This is a genomic window from Chryseobacterium sp. 7 (genome assembly GCF_003663845.1).
GTDB lineage: Bacteria > Bacteroidota > Bacteroidia > Flavobacteriales > Weeksellaceae > Chryseobacterium.
In genome coordinates, this window is record NZ_RCCA01000001.1 from 4339488 (window position 1) to 4360497 (window position 21010).

Annotated in this window: 13 protein-coding genes and 2 riboswitches; of the genes, 3 read left to right on the forward strand and 10 right to left on the reverse strand. The window is 36.9% G+C overall.

The window, feature by feature from the left end:
• Nucleotides 1-10: 10 nt before the first annotated feature.
• The 7 genes from CLU97_RS19910 to CLU97_RS19940 form a co-directional block, all read right to left on the reverse strand.
• On the reverse strand, nucleotides 11-1273 hold the full coding sequence (locus CLU97_RS19910) for a serine hydrolase domain-containing protein (RefSeq protein WP_121489468.1): 1263 nt from the start codon (nucleotides 1271-1273) through the stop codon (nucleotides 11-13).
• A 177-nt stretch (nucleotides 1274-1450) separates the two neighbouring features.
• Nucleotides 1451-2380 carry a 2-hydroxyacid dehydrogenase gene (locus CLU97_RS19915; RefSeq protein WP_121489469.1) on the reverse strand — a complete coding sequence of 310 codons (930 nt, stop codon included), beginning with the start codon at nucleotides 2378-2380 and terminating at the stop codon, nucleotides 1451-1453.
• A 45-nt stretch (nucleotides 2381-2425) separates the two neighbouring features.
• On the reverse strand, nucleotides 2426-2812 hold the full coding sequence (locus CLU97_RS19920; RefSeq protein WP_121489470.1) for a GxxExxY protein: 387 nt from the start codon (nucleotides 2810-2812) through the stop codon (nucleotides 2426-2428).
• Between the two features lie 79 nt (nucleotides 2813-2891).
• Nucleotides 2892-3434 (reverse strand): acyl-CoA thioesterase, encoded by a 543-nt coding sequence (locus CLU97_RS19925; protein ID WP_105702355.1) that lies wholly within the window; start codon nucleotides 3432-3434, stop codon nucleotides 2892-2894.
• Entirely contained in the window at nucleotides 3422-4174 is a 753-nt protein-coding gene (locus CLU97_RS19930; protein WP_121489471.1) for a hypothetical protein, read from the reverse strand. The genes CLU97_RS19925 and CLU97_RS19930 overlap by 13 nt, the downstream gene beginning before the upstream one ends.
• Before the next feature lie 245 nt (nucleotides 4175-4419).
• A complete protein-coding gene (locus CLU97_RS19935; protein WP_121489472.1) occupies nucleotides 4420-6537 on the reverse strand; it encodes a TonB-dependent receptor in 2118 nt (705 codons plus the stop codon).
• A 104-nt stretch (nucleotides 6538-6641) separates the two neighbouring features.
• A riboswitch (TPP riboswitch) is annotated at nucleotides 6642-6733 on the reverse strand.
• Between the two features lie 164 nt (nucleotides 6734-6897).
• Nucleotides 6898-7668: a WG repeat-containing protein gene (locus tag CLU97_RS19940; protein ID WP_228437817.1), complete on the reverse strand. Its 771-nt coding sequence runs from the start codon at nucleotides 7666-7668 to the stop codon at nucleotides 6898-6900.
• A gap of 286 nt (nucleotides 7669-7954) precedes the next feature.
• Between CLU97_RS19940 and CLU97_RS19945 the strand changes: the two genes are divergently transcribed.
• Nucleotides 7955-10738 carry a bifunctional aconitate hydratase 2/2-methylisocitrate dehydratase gene (locus CLU97_RS19945; protein WP_121489474.1) on the forward strand — a complete coding sequence of 928 codons (2784 nt, stop codon included), beginning with the start codon at nucleotides 7955-7957 and terminating at the stop codon, nucleotides 10736-10738.
• 318 nt (nucleotides 10739-11056) lie between these two features.
• Nucleotides 11057-13324 (forward strand): aconitate hydratase, encoded by a 2268-nt coding sequence (locus tag CLU97_RS19950; protein ID WP_121489475.1) that lies wholly within the window; start codon nucleotides 11057-11059, stop codon nucleotides 13322-13324.
• Between the two features lie 111 nt (nucleotides 13325-13435).
• Here CLU97_RS19950 and CLU97_RS19955 read toward each other — a convergent pair whose 3' ends face one another.
• Entirely contained in the window at nucleotides 13436-16180 is a 2745-nt protein-coding gene (locus CLU97_RS19955; RefSeq protein WP_121489476.1) for a TonB-dependent receptor plug domain-containing protein, read from the reverse strand.
• Between the two features lie 298 nt (nucleotides 16181-16478).
• Nucleotides 16479-16576, reverse strand: a riboswitch (SAM-I-IV-variant riboswitch).
• A 119-nt stretch (nucleotides 16577-16695) separates the two neighbouring features.
• Between CLU97_RS19955 and CLU97_RS19960 the strand changes: the two genes are divergently transcribed.
• Nucleotides 16696-18921, forward strand: coding sequence for an outer membrane beta-barrel protein (locus CLU97_RS19960; protein WP_121489477.1), 2226 nt, complete (start codon nucleotides 16696-16698; stop codon nucleotides 18919-18921).
• 112 nt (nucleotides 18922-19033) lie between these two features.
• Here CLU97_RS19960 and CLU97_RS19965 read toward each other — a convergent pair whose 3' ends face one another.
• Together CLU97_RS19965 and thiH are read right to left on the reverse strand one after the other, a co-directional pair.
• Entirely contained in the window at nucleotides 19034-19744 is a 711-nt protein-coding gene (locus tag CLU97_RS19965) for a HesA/MoeB/ThiF family protein (RefSeq protein WP_121489478.1), read from the reverse strand.
• Between the two features lie 145 nt (nucleotides 19745-19889).
• The gene (gene thiH, locus CLU97_RS19970) at nucleotides 19890-21008 is read right to left on the reverse strand and encodes a 2-iminoacetate synthase ThiH (RefSeq protein WP_121489479.1); all 1119 of its coding nucleotides are present in this window, start codon (nucleotides 21006-21008) and stop codon (nucleotides 19890-19892) included.
• Nucleotides 21009-21010: the final 2 nt, after the last annotated feature.

Sequence of the window (21010 nt, forward strand, 5' to 3'; positions counted from 1 at the left end):
AAAATAAACATTATTCTCCAAAAACTTCCTGTCCGGAATTTAAACTGTCTTTATTGTCATTCATTACGGTATGAAGCTTATCTTTCTGCAGAGGAAAATCCTCGAATAATCCTGATAATGCAAGAGCTGTATATACTTTGTTGGAATATTTGTTACCAATAGCTACAATGGTCACTTTAGATTTTAAAAGATGGGCAAATACAGAGTTGGTACCATGCCACCATCCGTTGTGGTAAGTTAATTTCTCTCCGTTATCAAAGATTTTCATTCTGAATCCTAAACCATAGTTATTCATTCCTGCTTTTTCATTACTGTATGGAGTGAAAACCATCTGCATCAATTCCGGCTTCAGGAAATTCTTAGAAAACATGGCTTTTGAGAAATTGTATAAGTCTCTTGGTGTAGTGTACACATTTTTGTCTCCGTAAATAAGATCAAGCCTGTCTAACGGATATAATTTGTTTCCTCCATAATAGAAAGACTGTGACGCGGTAGGAATATCTTTTTCCTGGAAAATGTAAGTGTTATTCATTTTCAATGGAGTGAAAACCATTTCTTTCATTGCCTGAGGAAAAGGAGTTTTTGTCACTTTTTCAACCAATAAAGCCAATAGGGCAAAGTTGGTATTACAATACATAAATCCTGTGTCTGTATCTCTTGCCAGCTCAGGTTTGTATTTGATGATCATATTCAATACATCCTCATTCGTAATAAATTGCTTGGAAAGTTCTGCTGGTGCAGGTTGTATTTTAGGAATAAAATATTCATATTTCGGAAGACCGCTTCTTTGATCCAATAAAGTCTGAACGGTAACATTAGGATAAGGAAATCCCGGAAAAAACTGAGTAAGGTGATCAGTAAGCTTTATCTTTCCCGCTTCAATCAGTTTCATCATTGCCATAGCCGTTAATGTTTTTGAAACTGAAGCTACATGCAGAGGTGTATTTTTGTCAATAGGCATTTGGTTTCCTTCTCTTCCGAAACCTCTGTAATTTTCATATAGAATTTCATCTCCTTTCGCTACAAGGATTCCACCGCTAAGGTCTCCCGCTTCCCAGATTTTCTTATAATACTGATCAATATAACTTACAGTAGTCTGCCTGTTCAAAAGCTGTCCGTCACCTTTCGTGAAAATATCTCCAAAATCTACGGTTCCGTAGTTTGGAAGGCTAGTTGTATTTTCGTCAGAAGCTTCTTTGGCTTCAGCCTTTTTTTTACAAGAAAATATTGATAAAAAAACACTTAAGATAAGTACAAAATTACGCGTCGTCATGAGATTCAAAATGAGCGGCAATTTAATAAAACTCGAAAATAAATAATAAAGAAGAGAGGTACATTATGAATTATTTAACATAAATGAGATGAAAAGTAAAATTTGGAGAGGCAAAATCATAAAAAAAGCGAATTCACATTTTGTAAATCCGCCTTTCTAACTTTTTATTTCCTTCGCTTAACAATGTGAAGCGACAATCTTATCTACAATAAACTGAGCCAGTTTTTCTTTACTCTGATGCGTCCATCCCGCAATATGTGGAGTGACAATCGCTTTTTCGGATTCAAGAAGATATTTTAAATCTTCATTTTCAGACTCAATATTCTCGAAAGAAGACTTTTCATACTCCAATACATCCAGGCAGGTTCCTTTTACTTTTCCTGATTTCAATCCTTCTACTAAGCTTTTAGTTTTAACATTCTTTCCTCTTGCCGTATTCACGAAATAAAAATCGTTTTTCATCTCTGAGATGAATGTATCGTCAATAAGATAGTGTGTTTCTGAAGTCAAAGGAATATGTAAGCTTAAGATCTCTGCTCTTTGCTTCAATTCTTCTAATGAAACCTGTGTCGCATTTTCATCCGAAAGATCAGGAAGTATGTCATGGAAAATTACTTTACACCCGAAACCAGAAAGTCTTTTAGCAGTAGCTTTTCCCATATTTCCATATCCGATTAAACCTACTGTTTTTCCTAACAGCTCGTCTCCTCTGTTTTCTTCACGTTTCCAGATTCCGTTTTTCACTTCCTGAGAGGCGATAAAAAGCCTGTTCATAATCACAAGCAGCATTCCTACCACATGCTCTGCTACAGAATCCCTGTTTCCTTCCGGTGAATTAATCAGCTGAATTCCCAGTTTTTCTGCAACAGGAATATCAATATTTTCCATTCCGGCACCTACTCTTGCAATAAATTTCAGATTCTTACCTTTTTCCAGAAAGTTTTTATCCAACGGAATACGGCTTCTAATGATAATTCCGTCGTAATTCTCAATTTTCTCACAAACCTCATCATAAGACGATGTAAAATCCTCTTCCAATATAAAATTCTGAGCCAAAAGCTGTTCAGCGATAAGAGGATGGTTTTTATCTAAAAGAAGTATTTTCATAATTTAAACACGAATGACACTAATTTATTTCACAAATAGCACAAATTATAATATCCCGTTAATCACTCTCTTAACTCCATTTTTAAACTGAAGCGTATTAAAGTTAATCAACATTCCAAGTTTACAATTGCTTAAACGAAGGTATGTAAGTATTTGTGCTAAATGAATATCTTGTAATGAATCTATAGATTTTATTTCAAGCACAAATTTTTTCTCAATCAAAAAGTCAAGCCTATAACCTAGATCCATTTTTACTTCATCATAAAATAATGGCATTGGTTTTTGCCTTTCTACAAGAATATCGTGCTTATTCAATTCATAAAACAAACATTCTTCATAAGCACTTTCCAAAAGCACAGGCCCTAGTGTCTTATGAACCATATACCCTGCTTCATATACAATTTTTGATATATCATTTTCTGAAATATCCATTTTTATTTTTTTTCATTTGATGAGACGAGGTACAAATCATTTGTGAAAATTTGTGCCAAGCATTTGTGTTTTTCGTGTTTTATTTCTTGTCTTTCTTAGACTCCTGCGGTTCCTGGAATAATTTCTTAAGTTCTACAGATTCCAAAGGCTTCATTCTTCCGGAAAGAATTAATGAAAGTTCTTTTCTACGGAATGCAGCAGCAAATCTTTCTTTTTCTTCATCGGTCTCAGGAATCATTTCCGGGATAGGAATCGGACGGTTGAATTCATCCACAGCTACAAAGGTATAAATACCAGCATTGGTATGAATTTTCTTCTGATTAATAGGATCATCTAACCATACATCTACATACACTTCCATAGAAGTAGAGAATGCTCTGGAAACTTTAGATTCCAAAACCACTACTCCGCCTTCCGGAATAGGGTGATTGAAAGATACGTGGTTTACTGATGCGGTTACTACTCTTCTTTCACAGTGTCTTGCTGCAGAAATAGATGCACAACGATCCATTTTTGCTAAAAGTTCACCACCAAAAAGGTTTCTTAAAGAGTTTGTTTCGTTCGGAAGAACGATATTGGTCATAATAGTCAGAGATTCTGACGCTTTTTTTATTTTTGCCATCTAGTCTTAGTGTTGTTTGGGACAGCCGGTGCAGATTGGGTTGCTTTTCCGGCGGGTTTTACGAGTGAATCTTTTTTCAAAGAATCTGAAACTGAAGTTTCCGGAGTGTGTACCATCACTTTAATTGTATCTTTTACGATTCTGTGGGTAGAAGTCTGTACAGAAACTTTATTGAAAGACTTTTTGCCAAAAAGAAGCTCCTGCTGGGTAAACGCGAGATATAAAATTCCAAGAACCGGAATAATCAAAAGGAAAGTCCAAAGAATTGTTTTTTTGAATTTAAAATCCTTTTCACGGTTTACTGTGGCATTCACCTTTTCTCCGTTATTGATATCTGAAAATCTGATTTCTTCTAATCCATAAAAGTCCGGACGTCCGGATTCTATTCTTTTTCCCTTGAAATGGGTATGCCCATCTTCAATAAAGACTGTTCCAAGGTTTTGAATTTCAAGAATCTGTTCGGCCTGAAGTTTTTTCTTCCAAAAATCGGTCTGAATTTTAAGATCACTTCTTGAGGCATCTAAGGACATCTGTTTTTGCCCTGCAATAAAAGCCGTAAGGTCTTCAGACTGCACTTCGTAGTCTATTGTAAATTCAATCTGGCTGGCCGGAGGCAGGATACTTCCGTTTTCAGAATTGATAATGGCCTTAGAATTTTTCAGTGAAAACACGCCAAAGCCTGGAACTGTGGCAGTTCCAAATTGTTTTAAATATTCTAAAATGTATGCTGAAATATTCATTTGGCAGCAAATTTATAACTTTTTCGTGACTTTTTATAATATTTAACGGATATAAAAAAGACTGCCGGAGCAGCCTTTGATTATTCTGTACTAAAATAGGAATACGGTTATTTAAACGTCCTTTTTTAAGCTTATAAATTATTGTAAGAAGAGCAAAAATGTTAAAAACAAAAGGATAATTTGTTAATGTAAATATCAACAAATCTAGTCTTTCACTGTTTTTACCTTTTTTGCCATTTTGCCGGCTATTGAATCTTCCAGCTCACACCAAACATAAAGTTGGTTCCTGCCTGAGAAAAATAATAGGGCTGGCCGTCATACACGGATCCGTTGTTCACATATTTTTTGTTGAAAAGGTTATTCACCAATAGTTTTAAAGCAATTTCATTATTGGCAATTTTAAACTGATACTGCGCATTAAAATCTGTCAGGAAATAATCTTTAAGCTGCAGGTTGGCATCTTCGGTATTGTCCAGATATTGCTTTCCAACATATTGGTTCATTAATACAAACTGGAAATTCTTGGTAGGATTGAATTTCAAACTTAAATTAGCAATTACATTCGGAGAAAATGAAATCTGTGTATTTCCAAGACTTTTGGGAATATCTCCATTTTGGATATTGAAATCCTGGTTTCTGTTCTGACTTAATGTTACATTTCCCGAAACTTCCCATTGTTTGGATAATTTTGCCAAAGCACCTACCTCAACACCTCTTCTGTAACTCTTCCCGGAATTGGTTCTAATAAACGCTCCTACATTATTAAGCTCTCCATTTAAAACCAATTGATTCACATAATACATATAGTAAACATTAGCAGTAAAGGAAACAATCCCGAATTGTTTTTCAAAACCAGCTTCAAAATCATGAAGTTTTTCAGCTTTTACATCATTATTGGCCATCAGATCATCCCTGTTCGGCTCACGGTGGGCATGAGCATAAGAAAGAAATATCTTACCTCCGTCAATCCGGTAATTTACTCCGGCTTTAGGATTAAAAAACAGCCAGTTTTTACTTAAATCAGCACCTTCACCATCACCTGCCGTCAGAATTTTAGTATTGTAGTTAATTTTTCTAAGCTGCAAATCACCAAAAAACTCAAAGTTATCTACTCTAAGTAAAGCTTTTGCAAAACCGGATACTTCATTCTTTACTGAGCGGTTTCTGTAATATTCACTCTCATCAATCTGAGGAAAAAATACCCCTGTCACATTTCCGTAATGTCTTCCGTAATACTGATTGACTACTGCACCAAAATTCAGATCCAGATTTTCAAACTTTCCGTAGAGCGTGGAAACCATTCCATAGAAATCATTATTCAGCCATTTTTTCCTGATGAAATCTGAAGATTTTATAGTTTGTCCACCTTCAATGATATCCGGCAGATTATATCTTGAAAAGGGATCTCCCTGTTTGTAATTTTCGTAATATCCTCTTCCTTTCGTATAGTGAAATGTAGTTTCCAGATTCCAGCGGTCACTGAATTTCTGTTCCCAAAGCAACTGATAATGGTTCTGTCTGTAATTATCCGTTTCGTTATTATAAAAACTTACTATATTCTCCCAATTCGCATCATAGATAGCTCCTGAAATATTAAATTTAGGGTCGGTTTCCCAGGTTTTACGGTCAATTCCGTTCCATGCCTGATAGGTTTTTTCTTTTCCTCCGAAAGCCATTAAACGTATTTTTGTATTTCCTTCTTCAAATAAAGCAGTGAAATTATAAGAATGCAGATTGGAAGAAGCCCTGTCGATATATCCATCAGAATGAATGTGTGTATATCTCCCCATTACAGAAAGACGGTTTTTCCAGAACTTCCCGGAACCTATTTCTGCTGAATATTTGTAGGTATTAAATGATCCGTAGCTGTCATCCGTTTTAAAATAAAATTTCTCTTCCGGATCTTTAGAAAGTACATTAATGCTCGCTCCGAAAGCGGATACCCCATTATTGGAGGTTCCTACCCCTCTCTGAATGACAATCTGTGATGCAGAACTTGTCAAATCCGGAACGTTGACAAAGAATGTTCCCTGACTTTCAGAATCGTTATACGGAACACCATTCATCATTACATTGATGGCAGAACCTGAAACTCCACGGATTCTAAACCCAGTGTATCCCACTCCATTTCCTGCATCTGAAGTGGAAATAATGGAAGTTTGATTTTTTAAAAGAATAGGCAGATCCTGTCCTAAATTTTTCCCGTCTAAATCTTTCTGTACATTGATGATTTCCTTCGCTACCGGAAGTCTTTTGGTAAAGTTGACAGCTTCTATTTCCCTGATTTTCAGAGAATCTTTATTTTGAGCCTGAATAAAAGCTACAGCACCTATGCTTAGCCCTAAAAAAAATAATCCTTTCATTCTATAAATCTTTGACATTTAATGAATAAAAGGGGTGATTACGGGATAATTGATACATAGCAAATGACAATTGATGTCTCTCGATCATTGATCGCTACTCATCTATCAATTATTTAAATGGTTCCCTAAACAGCATTACCTGTTCCAGGTTCATTGGGTATAATCTCAGCCTGTTAAAGCACCCCTTTATTTCAGCCGCAAAATTACAAAAAATATATGAATTAGAATTTGGGTTGTGAGATGCAGGGTATTAGGTGAAGGGATTATAAAAAAATACTATGAAAACTAGGAGTTATCAAATGAATCATTCATCATTCATCATTCATCATTCATCATTCATAATTCATAATTCATAATTCTTTAGTAAGTTTTGTTATTCGCGTCGATATAGTAGTAGTTTGAGCCATCTTTTGTTACCTCAAACATTTTGCCCAGTTTCCAGCTGAAATTTCTTTTGATATTGGCGTATTCGAAAGGAACAATGATTTTATTATTGACATCAATGATCCCAAATTTGTCGTTATTGGAAGCCACAATCATTGGATTTGCCACATCATCTCCTTCCAAAATAAAAAGATACTGATATTGAGGATAGATCTGGAATTGTCTGTAATCTGCAGCATTCACAAATTTTGATTTTTCAATGATTCCGTAAAAACCATTCAGAATATAGGCCTGAAACAACTGCTGCTTGTATTCTTCAAACTTACACTTTCCAAAATCTGATTCTTTGAACTGATACACTCTCTTCCCGGTATGATCTATACGGTAAGAAATCATATTCTTTTCTACAGTGGCATAATCTTTTGTACCAAATTTTCTGATCTTTTCATTAGGAGAATTTAAAAGATTACAGTCTTCATAAAAAAATACAGCAATATGATATTCCGGCTGAATAATAAATTTTCCGTTCTGGTTCACGTACCCGAACTGATCTCCTTTTTTTTTAGGAATCAAAACCGGAAGATCTTTGTTGATTACCACCAGGTCAGGATTAGATTTATTCACTGAAGTCCCTTTCTGAATAGGGGTTTTCGCAACTTTCTTCACAGGAATTTTCTTCACAGATTTCGTCTGCGAAAAAGCAAAAAGCGAAGTAAAAATGCATAAAACAGTCAGTATATTTTTCATATTCATCATATGCCTGCAAAAGTACGACCAAAAATAGATATTATAAAATACATATTTATAAAGAATCTAAATAATTTCATTCCCATAAAATTGTAAAATTTCGTAATTTTGGGAACATTTTGAATTGTTTGATAATTTTAAAAAACTTTTAAGAAAGTGTAGATTATGCTGACTTTATTCGGTTAATGTTGCGTCAAAATGCGAAATCTCAAAATGTCATTAACTGTTTTATACAGACCGGTAAAGAAGCAGCAGGCCTACCTTTAATGTTGAAAGACCTTCTATTATGAATATTTATAAGGATTACATCAAAGAGATTGAAGAAAGAAAAACCCAGGGGCTTCATCCAAAGCCAATTGATGGTGCTGAATTACTAAGCGAGATTATTTCGCAAATAAAAGATTCAGGTAATGCTGACCGATCGGATTCTCTTAAATTTTTCATTTACAACACTCTACCAGGAACTACAAGTGCTGCGGGAGTGAAAGCAAAATTTTTAAAAGAAATTATTCTAGGTGAATCCATAGTAGAAGAAATTTCCCCGGCATTTGCATTTGAATTATTATCTCACATGAAAGGCGGACCTTCTATTGAAGTATTGCTAGATCTTGCTTTAGGTAATGATCCTGCTATTGCTCAGGAAGCAGCCAATGTTCTTAAAACACAGGTATTCCTTTACGAAGCAGATACTACCCGTCTTAAAGAAGCTTTCGAAAGCGGAAATGCAATTGCAAAAGAAATTCTGGAAAGCTATGCAAAAGCAGAGTTTTTCACTAAACTACCTGAAGTTGCTGAAGAAATCAAAGTTGTAACATTTATCGCTGGTGAAGGAGACATCTCTACAGATTTACTTTCTCCGGGAAACCAGGCTCACTCAAGATCAGACCGTGAACTTCATGGTAAATGTATGATCACTCCTGAAGCTCAGGAAGAAATCAAAGCTTTACAGGCAAAACATCCTGATGCAAGCGTTATGCTTATTGCTGAAAAAGGAACAATGGGTGTAGGTTCATCAAGAATGTCCGGAGTAAACAACGTTGCTCTTTGGACAGGAAAACAGGCTAGCCCATATGTACCATTTGTAAACATTGCTCCAATTGTAGGAGGAACAAACGGTATTTCACCAATCTTCCTTACCACAGTAGACGTTACCGGAGGTATTGGTATCGACCTTAAAAACTGGGTAAAGAAAGTAGACGAAAACGGAAACCCAATTCGTAACGAAAATGGAGACATCGTTCTTGAAGAAGCTTATTCAGTGGCAACAGGAACTGTTTTAACAATCAATACAAAAGAAAAGAAATTATATAACGGAGATAAAGAACTGATTGACCTTACCAAATCTTTCACTCCGCAAAAGATGGAATTCATCAAAGCAGGAGGTTCTTATGCTATCGTGTTTGGTAAAAAGTTACAGACATTTGCAGCTCAGCTTTTAGGAGTTGAGGCTCCTGTAGTTTTTGCTCCGTCAAAAGAAATTTCTTACGAAGGACAAGGACTTACAGCTGTAGAAAAAATATTCAACAGAAATGCTGTAGGAACTACACCAGGAAAAGTATTACATGCCGGTTCTGACGTTCGTGTACAGGTAAATATCGTTGGATCTCAGGATACGACAGGTCTTATGACTTCTCAGGAGCTTGAATCTATGGCGGCAACGGTAATTTCGCCAATTGTTGACGGCGCTTATCAATCAGGATGTCACACTGCTTCAGTTTGGGATAAAAAAGCACAGGCAAATATTCCGAAACTAATGAAGTTCATGAACGAATTCGGGTTGATTACAGCCCGTGACCCGAAAGGTGAATACCATGCGATGACTGACGTTATCCACAAAGTTCTTAACGATATCACTGTAGATGAGTGGGCAATCATCATTGGTGGTGACTCTCACACAAGAATGTCTAAAGGAGTAGCTTTCGGAGCTGACTCAGGAACTGTTGCTCTTGCATTAGCTACTGGTGAAGCATCTATGCCAATTCCTGAATCTGTGAAGGTAACGTTCAAAGGAAACATGAAAGAACACATGGATTTCCGTGATGTGGTTCATGCAACACAGGCTCAGATGCTGAAGCAGTTTGGAGGAGAAAACGTATTCCAGGGTAGAATCATTGAGGTTCACATTGGAACACTTCCCGCTGACCAGGCATTTACATTTACAGACTGGACTGCTGAGATGAAGGCAAAAGCTTCTATCAACATTTCTGAAGATAATACTTTGATCGAATCATTGGAAATTGCAAAAGGCAGAATCCAGATCATGATTGACAAGGGTATGGATAACCACAATAAAGTTCTTCAGGGACTTATTGACAAAGCAAACAAGAGAATTGAAGAAATCAGATCAGGAGAAAAGCCAGGTCTGACTCCGGACGCCAATGCTAAATATTACGCTGAAGTAGTTGTAGATCTTGATGTAATTGTAGAACCTATGATTGCTGACCCGGATGTAAACAACGACGATGTATCCAAAAGATATACTCACGATACCATCAGAGATCTTTCTTACTATGGAGGTGAGAAAAAAGTAGATCTTGGTTTCGTAGGATCTTGTATGGTTCACAAAGGTGACCTTAAGATTGTTTCTCAAATGCTTAGAAATATTGAAAAACAACAAGGAAAAGTAGAATTTAGTGCCCCTCTTGTTGTAGCAGCTCCTACTTATAACATCATTGACGAATTAAAGGCAGAAGGTGACTGGGAATTACTAGAAAAATATTCAGCTTTTGAATTTGATGATAATGCTCCAAAAGGAGAAGCCCGTGTTGAATATAAAAATGTAATGTACCTTGAGCGTCCCGGATGTAACCTTTGTATGGGTAACCAGGAAAAAGCAGCTAAAGGAGACACTGTTTTAGCGACTTCTACCCGTCTTTTCCAGGGAAGAGTAGTGGAAGATTCTGAACGTAAAAAAGGAGAATCTCTATTGGCTTCAACTCCGGTTGTTGTTCTTTCTGCAATTATTGGAAGAATTCCTAGCATTGATGAGTATAAAGCTGCTGTTGAAGGTATTGACCTTACTACTTTCGTTCCTTCTATTAAAGAACTGACAAGCACAAGCGCTCACTAAGAGATTTATAAAATACGTCGCAAGACTATTAAATAGTATATAATTGGAAGATTTTAGTCCTTTAGGATTTAAAATCTTCCATTTTTTTTGTTTAGAACGTTTCTATTTTAATATAGTTACGTTTTTTTTTCGATAAAATCAGGAAAATAAATTCTATTTTTTCTTAAATTGAAAGTTATAAAATCTATTGATTTTGAGATCAAAACATCCCTGTTTATGGATTATAGGAACGTTTTTTGATATATAAGAAAGTGATTTTTCTTTTTCAACATCAGGAAAAGAAGCATTAACGGAAAAAGAACAAAATTAAAATACGATATGACTTTTGATATTGATATGATCAAAAAGGTGTATGAGCGTTATCCGGAAAGAATTGCTGCGGCAAGACAAATAGTGGGAAAACCTCTTACTCTTTCAGAAAAAATTCTTTATACCCACCTTTGGGAAGGAAATGCTACAAAGGCTTATGAAAGAGGAAACTCTTATGTAGACTTCGCACCAGACAGAGTAGCAATGCAGGATGCCACTGCACAGATGGCTCTTCTACAATTCATGCAGGCAGGAAAAGCTAAAGTAGCAGTTCCATCAACTGCACACGCAGATCACCTGATCCAGGCGAAAGTAGGTGCTGACAAAGACTTGCAGGAAGGAATCAACAAAAACTCTGAGGTATTCAACTTCCTGAGTTCTGTATGTGATAAATATGGAATCGGATTCTGGAAACCGGGAGCAGGTATCATTCACCAGGTTGTACTGGAAAACTATGCCTTCCCTGGAGGGATGATGATTGGTACTGACTCTCACACTGTAAATGCAGGAGGGCTGGGAATGGTAGCAATCGGTGTAGGAGGAGCTGATGCGGTAGATGTAATGGCAGGAATGGCCTGGGAGCTTAAAATGCCTAAACTTATCGGGGTAAAATTAACCGGTAAAATGAGCGGATGGACTTCTGCAAAAGACGTTATCTTAAAAGTAGCAGGAATTCTTACTGTAAAAGGAGGTACGGGATGCATCGTAGAATATTTCGGTGAAGGTGCTGAATCTCTTTCTGCAACAGGTAAAGGTACCATCTGTAACATGGGTGCTGAAATTGGGGCTACAACTTCTACTTTCGGATATGATGATTCTATGAGAAGATATCTTTCCGCTACAGGAAGACAGGATGTAGTAGATGCCGCTGATAAAATTGCTGAACATTTAACAGGTGATGCTGAAGTTTATGCTAATCCTGAACAATATTTCGATCAATTAATAGAAATCAACCTTTCTGAACTGACTCCTCACTTAAACGGACCTTTCACTCCTGATTTAGCTACTCCGGTTGCCGAATTCAGAGCTAAAGCTGAAGCTAACGGATGGCCTCTAGAAGTTGAATGGGCTCTTATCGGTTCTTGTACCAACTCTTCTTATGAAGATTTATCAAGAGCTGCATCAATTGTGGAAGATGCGGTATCGAAAGGTGTAAAACCTAAGGCTATCTTAGGAATTAACCCTGGTTCTGAGCAAGTGAAATTCACAGCGGAAAGAGACGGGTTCTTAGATTCTTTCAGAAAATTTGAAAATGCAAGAATCTTTACCAATGCTTGTGGACCGTGTATTGGGCAATGGGACAGAGAAGGGGCTGAAAAAGGAGAGAAAAACTCTATTATTCACTCTTTCAACAGAAACTTTGCGAAAAGAGCGGATGGTAACCCTAATACCCACGCATTCGTAGCTTCTCCAGAAATGGTAGCTGCTGTTGCAATCTCAGGAAGATTAGACTTCAACCCGATTACAGATACTTTAACGAATGAAGCAGGTGAACAGGTAAAACTTGATGAGCCTAAAGGTTACGAACTTCCTTCAAAAGGATTTGCTGTAGACGATAACGGATACCAGGCTCCATCTGAAGACGGTTCAAGCGTTGTTGTAAACGTAAGCCCCACTTCAGACAGACTTCAGTTATTAGAAGAATTCCCGGCTTGGGATGGTAAAAACATTGAAGGAGCTAAAGTATTGATCAAAGCTTTCGGAAAATGTACTACTGACCACATTTCTATGGCTGGACCATGGTTGAAGTACAGAGGCCACTTAGATAATATCTCAAACAACATGTTGATTGGAGCTGTGAATGCTTACAATATGGAAACCAATAAAGTTAAAAATGAATTAACCGGTGAATACGGTGAAGTTCCGGCTGTACAAAGAGCTTACAAAGCGGCAGGTGTTCCAACAATTGTTGTGGGAGATCAAAACTATGGTGAAGGTTCATCAAGAGAGCATGCAGCCATGGAGCCTAGACACCTTGGTGTGAAAGCTGTATTGGTAAAATCATTTGCGAGAATCCATGAAACCAACCTTAAGAAACAAGGGATGCTTGGAATCACTTTCGCTAATGAAGCTGATTATGATAAAATCCAGGAAGATGACACGGTTAACTTCTTAGATCTGGATCAGTTTGCTCCAGGAAAACAACTGACTTTAGAATTCGTTCATGCTGACGGTACTAAAGACATCATCATGGCAAACCACACGTACAACGATCAACAAATTGACTGGTTTAAAGCTGGTTCTGCTTTGAACCTGATCAAACAACAGGAAAAATAAGATTAATTCTTAGATTAATTAATACAAAGGCGGCTTCTTTCGAAGCCGCTTTTATATTTTAACTGTACTTTAGATATTCAATAAGGCGGACTAATTGGCTTTACCCAACACTTAAAATCTGAATTCAATTCTTGCAAACAAGAACCTTCCTCCAATACCATATTGGGAAACCTGTCTGGAATATACAAACTGGTTATCAGCTGTTAATGAACTTATACTTGGGCTTTTAGAAGGTAGTATATTCAAAATATTATTGCTCCCGATTGTTGCTGAAATATTTTTATTAAAATCATATCCTACAGATAAATCTGTCACGAAGCGGTTATTAAGGATAAAGTGCTCTGTACTTCCAGTTACTCCGTCAAAATTAGCATCTATAACATCCGCATCCGTCACTTTACCAAAGAAAGAGTTTCGCAGCAGGAAAGTAAATCCTGAAACTCTTAATGTATTAGACAAGGTAGCTTTTACGCGCGGTACAGCTTCTTCAAAATACACTCTATTCGGTTCTGAGAAATAATTATCAATCTGGCTTACCAATTTAGAAGATGCATGAATATCTCCGATTCTTTTGGTCTGATTAAAGTTGATTCCCAGATTATTCTCTAAAGAAATCCCTGATGAAATTTTTGAGTTCTGAGAGATGGTAATATCCAGCCCTTTTGTCTGAGAGTCTACTGCATTGGCAAAAAAGTTGGCAGCACTAGCCCTTGCGAGATCAAAAGCATCCTGAAGAACTGCCTGATCCGAACCCGGAGTAAAATTACCGTCAGGGCGGTAGAAAAGATCTGTAAGCACTACTCTGTCTTTAATCTTTATTAAATAAGCATCTGCTGTGAAAGTCAGGCTTAGTGAAGGAATTTTCCATGTAATTCCTGTGCTGTAGGATTGTGACGTTTCCTGTTTTAATTTCGGAATACCCAATGCCTGTGCGGCTTCAGAATTATTCCTGAAAGTACCTACCTGTGTGGTTTTTCCCTGCTGAATCAGCGTTGAAGTAGAACTATAATAGATTTGGGCTAAAGAAGGTGCTCTGAATCCTGTAGAAACAGCCCCTCTCCAGTTTAAATTAGGAACCAGCTTTACATTAGTTGCCAGTTTATAATTAAATGTAGACCCGAAATCTGAATAATTTTCATATCGTAAAGCTCCCTCCAGCAGCCATCCGTCAGTAACTTCCAGTTCAGCATCAGCATAAGCAGCAATACTGTTTCTGTTTCCTGAAACGGCATTTTCCGGACTAAAGCCTGGAAAAACCTGAGCTCCGGCAGGCCTTACATTTCCAAAGAAATCGGTTACTTTTTCATTTTCAGGGGTTTTAGCGGTTACCACACGTCCATAAATATCATAAGAAGCATAAGAGTTTTCTTTCCCAGCATTCACTTTATAGTTTTCGTGCCGGTATTCAGCTCCGAATGCAATGTTCAATCCTTTCAGGACATCATATTTTTTAGACAAATCCAGATTGACGGTATTTTGTGAAAATTCAGATCCTCCGGCATCAAAAGTTCTTGGAGAGCTGTCTGTAAGTGAAGCGTTAAATGTATTCACAACCCCAAAACCAAAGGTGTTTTTTCCAAAAGTATTGCTGAAATCCACATTCCAGCCATTCCATTTCCCTTTAATTCCGGCAGCAAGAGAATAATCATTTACTGTGGCTTCAATCTGAGGAAGATACCCGTTAGGAGTAACTGCATTGATGTTTCTTTCTGTATTCGGGAGCCTGTAAAAACCTCCGGCATTTCCAAGACGGTAGCTATAACCACCAAATGAATAAACCTTCCAGTCTTCATTCACAGGAATCTCAGAGTTGAAAAAAAGCTGGCCTGACTGTAGCTTAGACTGTCCTGCTCTCAGACTGAAATCTTTTCTCTCCAATCCTCTGTAATTAAGTTCCTGAGATGTAAAATCTTTACCCAATATTTTCTGAAGATCGGAAATACTGTTTGCTCCCGAAATTTGAGATTGAAAATCAGTTCCAAAATAGCCAACCTTAGTTGCATATTGTTTAACTGTATTGATAATCTGCTGAGTATTGGAAGTGTTGGTAATATTTTTATACAAACCATCAATATTGACTCCATTCTGCAATGCTCTATAATTAATGGCATTGTAAGCATTGAAAATATCTCCTTCCCTTACTCCCGCTCTGGAATATGGATCACGGTATTGTGCAGAACCTGTAATATTAATAAATCCTGTTTTTCCAATTTTTGCTCCATAATTAAGATCTATGGAAATAGTCTGTCCATCCATACCTCCTGAGAAATTATTGGCAACAGGTGAAGCATATCCACCTAAAAACACCTGTCCGGAAAGTCCTAATCTTTTTTTCAGACCGAGATTGACAACTCCTGCAATGGCATCAGAACCATATTGGGCGGAAGCTCCATCTCTTAAAACCTCTATTTTGTCCAAAGCAAAAGCCGGAATAGCATTAAGGTCGGTTCCCACAGATCCTCTTCCCGGTGTAAGGGTAACGTTTATTAATGAAGACTGATATCTTCTTTTCCCATTGAGTAAAACCAGAACCTGGTCTGGTCCCAAACCTCTTAGAAGAGCAGGATCTACGAAATCAGTTCCATCATTAACAGTGTGTGAAGTGGATGAAAATGAAGGAACAATATAATTTAAGGCCTGACCGATATTATTAGTCGGGCTCTGTTTTAAAATTTTAGATATATTAATGATATCCACCGGAACGGGCGTATCTGTAAGTGATCTTCCGGAACCTCTTGAGCCAAGGATCACCACATCTTCTATTTTTTTAGATTGTAAAGTATCCGTCTGGGCGTAATAAAATGTAGAAATAAGCGCAATAGAAGGAACAAAGATTCTTTTTTTGAAATTATGCATGTTGATTGTTGTTTACTTTTTGTTGTTAAAAATTTGTTTTTGGGCAATACAAATCCTGTAGCCTTAAATTGTAAGGTTACCGTTGATGATCGGAATGTTTGTATTATTTTTTAGAAATAGAAAGTGCTAGCAGCAACAACACATGCGCATGTAGAAATGGCATGAAAACATATCAGAATAATGAAGATTCACTTCATGATCCGAGGAGTAAAAAATTAATGATGGAAGATGATTTCCCTTGTCTTTAAACATTTGATTTTAACTTTAAAACAAAAATTCAAGATGGGATAATGATAGAATGATAAACATTTTTTCCGGAAGTTCCGGCTTATCGATTGCAGCACCTTGCTTGTTTTTGCAGGTTGCTATCCCATCTAGAGATTCTTGATAATTACCCGGCAAAGATATAATTATTTCGGAAATAAAAAAAATTTTAACCTAATTTTTCGATTTTCACAATTGTAGCGTAACAATTTATCTTTTTCAGCGTCTAACCGTATATCAGTAAAAACATTATGAAAAAAACGATTTTCGCATTATCCTTATTAAGCTCTGTCTTTGTTTTCTCGCAGGAAAAAAATAATAAGCCTCAGGAAAAACAAATTGAAGGAGTAGTCATTACCAAAACTAAAAAAGCCGTTGAACAAAAAGCAGACCGTACTATTTTTGACTTTTCAGAACAGCCTCAGCTGAATAACGGGAACGTTCTGGAGGGTATTAAAAAACTTCCGGGACTTGTATCTACGGACATTGCGGGAATGATGTATCAGGGAAAAATGCTGGAAGTATATCTTAACGGAAGACCTTTGAATATCACATCCAATGAATTGAATTCCTTCCTTGAGGGAATGCCTGCCAATTCTGTAGAAAGAATTGAAGTGATCACTCAGCCTGGTGCTGAGTTTCCGGCAACTTCCGGAGGTGCCATCATGAATATCATCACTAATAAAAATGCCAATAAATATTTAACAGCAACTTATTCGGGGAATTATTCTTTCACGAATTATGATAAATTCAGAAACAGAACGACCAATTCCGTTAATTTAAATGCAAGAAATAAGTATTTCGGATGGCAGCTGAATGTGGGTCAAAATTACCGTGAAAGTATGCTGAATGGCCAGCAGGACGAGCTTTTAACGAGTCACACCGACAGATACGGACGCGGATATTTTGCAAAATCCGGATTAACTTTTGATTTGGGGCAGGACAGATTATTATTAAACTACGATATTTATCACAACAATAATGACAATTACACTCTAAGTAACGGTCATGGAGACTTACCATTTGAGAATGATCCGAAAGATTTAAGAGAGGCTTATTACACGTCTTCGGATGTTGCTCATACCAATAGCCTGAGGCAGGAAGCTGTGGTAACGTATCAGAAACGTTTTGCTGACAAGTCTCAAAAACTGGACTTCCAGTTGGGTTATACAAGATCAGACAGTAAATTTGCACAGGATAATTATTTCCAGGACGGTAATTTTGCAGCAGCACCTTATTTACCTATCAACAGTGCTATGAGCGGTTTAAAAGACCTTTTAAACAATAAATCTGTGATGAATATTGCCAATTTCAAAGTAGATTATGCGCAGCCGATCAAACTTCTTGATGGTGGAAAGGTAAGCTTTGGAGGATTATACGAGAAACAGGATTATGATACGGAAAGTTTTGGTTTAACCAATCTTGAATACCAGAGACAAACGGCTTCAACGTATTTAGAGTTTCAGGCTAAACTGAAAAAGTTTGACTTCACATTGGGTTCCAGAGCTGAAAACTATGATATTTCAGGGGTAACAAGATATTTCGACAAAGATGCGAAATTGGTAGAGGCTAATTTGATTCCATTCAATAAGTTTAAACTTTTCCCGAACGCGAGTGTACAGTATAACATGATGAATCAGGTTTATGTTGCCGCGAACTACAACAGGAAAATCAGCTTACCAAGTATTTCTGCTTTGAACCCGAATAACGTAACATTCTCAGGACCGAGTACAGAAGTAAATGGTAACCCGAATCTACAGCCTACTATTTTTGATAATTATGAGTTGAAAATTTCTGCTTTTGATTATGCATTTATCGGGTATAGTGTAAGTTCGGCAAGCAATCAGGTGGCACAGATCATCCGAAAAGACGGAAGAAAACTTTACAACGAACAGGTGAATATTTCGAATATGAAAATTCACAACTTCAACGTAGGGTTACCGGTTCCTTTTATGATTTTCAGCAAGCCTCTGAGCGAAATCATGAAGTTTGATTTCAATCCTGACAAAATTAACTTCATGTACTTATATGCTGGTTATCAGAAACATGACATCGATAATTTAAATAATAAAGGGTTCTGGATTTTCAATATCATGACTCAGATTCTTTTGCCTAAAGACATTAAAATGACAGCTAATTACAGCTATCTGACTCCCAAGGCAGGATATTTCTACTTCACCGCAGAAAAACCATTCAATAACTCTCTGGATATTACACTGACGAAGAAGTTTATGAACAACCGTCTGACGCTTTCTGTTTTTGCAAATGATATTTTCAACGGGCAGATGATGCAGGTACGTTCTAATCCGCCATCAGGAACTCCTGTGATGATCAGCAGCAAGTATGATACGAGAAACTTTGGATTTTCCATCAATTATAAAATTCCGACAAGAAATAAACTGGCAAAAGAGGATCCGAATATCCTGAACCAGACTAAAAAAGAGGATAATGGAGGCGTAATGCAGCAGGCACAATAATCCTTTCCAAGATAAATAAAAGAGGCAGTAATCATTTTTACTGCCTCTTTCTATTGATATTAAAATGGTGTTATTGGTGAAAATATTAGTAATATTAGTGTTTATATTTACATCAAAAATCAATCGTCTGAAACCTCCAGTTCAAAGTATCCACCAAAGTCAGCTGATTAACACTCACAGGAAGATCTGTAATAATTTTTAACGTCTGAAGAGCCATCATACTACCTATCATTCCGGGAAGAGCTCCCAGTACGCCAAGACTGTCACAATCCGGTACATCCTCATCGAAAGGCGGTTCAGGGAAAATATCCCTTAAGTTTTTGCTTCCATTATGATTAAACACAGACACGTGTCCTGAAAATCCTAAGATACTTCCATAAACCAAGGTCTTTTTAAGTTTTACACAGGTATCATTCACCAAATATCTTGTTGAAAAGTTATCTGAACCATCAACAATAATATCATACTGACAAAGGATTTTTTCAACATTTTCTTCATTGATTTTTTCTTCTATTCCGATGAATGCAACCTGATGATTAAGTTCTTTCACGAATTTTTCTGCACTCTTCACTTTGGATAGTCCGACTCTGTTTTCGGTATGAATGATCTGTCGGTTCAGATTATGAAGTTCAACCTCATCAAAATCTGCAACGCCTAAATTTCCTACTCCTGCTGAGGCCAGATATTGGATAACCGGGCTTCCCAAACCTCCGGCTCCAATTACAAGAACCTTGGAAGATATTATTTTCTTTTGCCCTTCCAATCCGATTTCTTCAATAAATATTTGCCGGCTGTACCGTGAAAAATGATCTTCTTTTTTCATATTTTATTATCATTGAACCATTAAGGTTTTTTAAGCTTTTAAGGAAAGTTAAGTTGAGCTTCGCTTAAAAAAGATGCTATCTTAAAAATCTTGATTTTCTTAATTAAACTTCACCTCTTCAAATTTCTTAATGATTTAAAAATTTTTAAAATCCACTATACACAGAATCCCAGTCTTTCATTACGGGATCATAGCCTGCTTTTTTGATCATGACTCTGATTTCATCCATACTTCGATCGTCACTGGTTTCAAACTGTTCCAGAGACTCTTTATCCACAGCATACCCTCCCGGATTGGTTTTTGAACCTGCACTCATAGCTGTTGCTCCCAGAGACACAATATTATTTCTAAAGACTTCATTTTCTCTGGTAGAAATAGAGACTTCAAGGTCTTCATTCCAGATTCTGTAGGCGCAGATCAATTGAAGAAGATCTTTGTCTTCCATTATGAAATTAGGTTCAATAATTCCTTCTGCAGGTCTGAGCCTTGGAAAGGAAACAGAAAACTTACTTTTCCAGTAGCGTTTCTGAAGATAATCGATGTGTAATGCATTGAAAAAACTGTCTACTCTCCAATCTTCAAGGCCAAGGAGAACCCCCAGCCCGATTTTATGAATTCCTGCTCTTCCTATTCTATCCGGAGTTTCCAGACGGAAATGAAAGTTTGATTTCTTACCTTTTGGATGATATTCTCTGTAGACATCCTGATGGTAGGTTTCCTGATACACTAAAACGGAATGCACTCCTTCTTCATGAAGCAGTTTGTATTCTTCTTCCAATAATGGCTGAACTTCAATGGAAATGTTAGAAAAGTGAGGCTTTAGCTTACGAACAGCATTCTGAAAATAAGGTACTCCTACAATTTTATTGGCTTCCCCGCTTACCAGCAGTACATGATTCACTCCCATTGATTTCAGCACTGAGGCTTCAATCATCAGCTCCATATCAGAAAGGGTTTTTCTTTTCAGGCTATTATCTAGACTGAACCCGCAGTAGGTACAGATATTCTGACATTCATTGCTGAGATACAGCGGTGCATACAGCTGAATGGTTTTTCCAAATCGTTTTTGAGTGAGCATCTGCGTCATTCTCGCCATGAGTTCCAGTTCATGGGAAGCGGCTGGTGAAAGCAGGTTCAAAAAATCATCCAGGGTTTTATTCTTTTTCTGAAGACTGTATCTTACATCGGCCAGACTTACTTTTTCAAGCTTATTCTTTACCTCATCCCATTGGTAGTTTTCAAAAACATCTTTAAAACTTTTCATGA

Excerpts from the sequence above, each read along its gene's own strand:
- CLU97_RS19910 (WP_121489468.1), bottom strand. The coding sequence starts at position 1,273 with ATGACGACGCGTAATTTTGTACTTATCTTAAGTGTTTTTTTATCAATA.
- CLU97_RS19965 (WP_121489478.1), bottom strand. The coding sequence starts at position 19,744 with ATGAAAAAAGAAGATCATTTTTCACGGTACAGCCGGCAAATATTTATT.
- CLU97_RS19930 (WP_121489471.1), bottom strand. The coding sequence starts at position 4,174 with ATGAATATTTCAGCATACATTTTAGAATATTTAAAACAATTTGGAACT.
- CLU97_RS19945 (WP_121489474.1), top strand. The coding sequence starts at position 7,955 with ATGAATATTTATAAGGATTACATCAAAGAGATTGAAGAAAGAAAAACC.
- CLU97_RS19935 (WP_121489472.1), bottom strand. The coding sequence starts at position 6,537 with ATGAAAGGATTATTTTTTTTAGGGCTAAGCATAGGTGCTGTAGCTTTT.
- CLU97_RS19925 (WP_105702355.1), bottom strand. The coding sequence starts at position 3,434 with ATGGCAAAAATAAAAAAAGCGTCAGAATCTCTGACTATTATGACCAAT.
- CLU97_RS19940 (WP_228437817.1), bottom strand. The coding sequence starts at position 7,668 with ATGAAAAATATACTGACTGTTTTATGCATTTTTACTTCGCTTTTTGCT.
- CLU97_RS19915 (WP_121489469.1), bottom strand. The coding sequence starts at position 2,380 with ATGAAAATACTTCTTTTAGATAAAAACCATCCTCTTATCGCTGAACAG.
- CLU97_RS19955 (WP_121489476.1), bottom strand. The coding sequence starts at position 16,180 with ATGCATAATTTCAAAAAAAGAATCTTTGTTCCTTCTATTGCGCTTATT.
- CLU97_RS19950 (WP_121489475.1), top strand. The coding sequence starts at position 11,057 with ATGACTTTTGATATTGATATGATCAAAAAGGTGTATGAGCGTTATCCG.
- thiH (WP_121489479.1), bottom strand. The coding sequence starts at position 21,008 with ATGAAAAGTTTTAAAGATGTTTTTGAAAACTACCAATGGGATGAGGTA.
- CLU97_RS19960 (WP_121489477.1), top strand. The coding sequence starts at position 16,696 with ATGAAAAAAACGATTTTCGCATTATCCTTATTAAGCTCTGTCTTTGTT.
- CLU97_RS19920 (WP_121489470.1), bottom strand. The coding sequence starts at position 2,812 with ATGGATATTTCAGAAAATGATATATCAAAAATTGTATATGAAGCAGGG.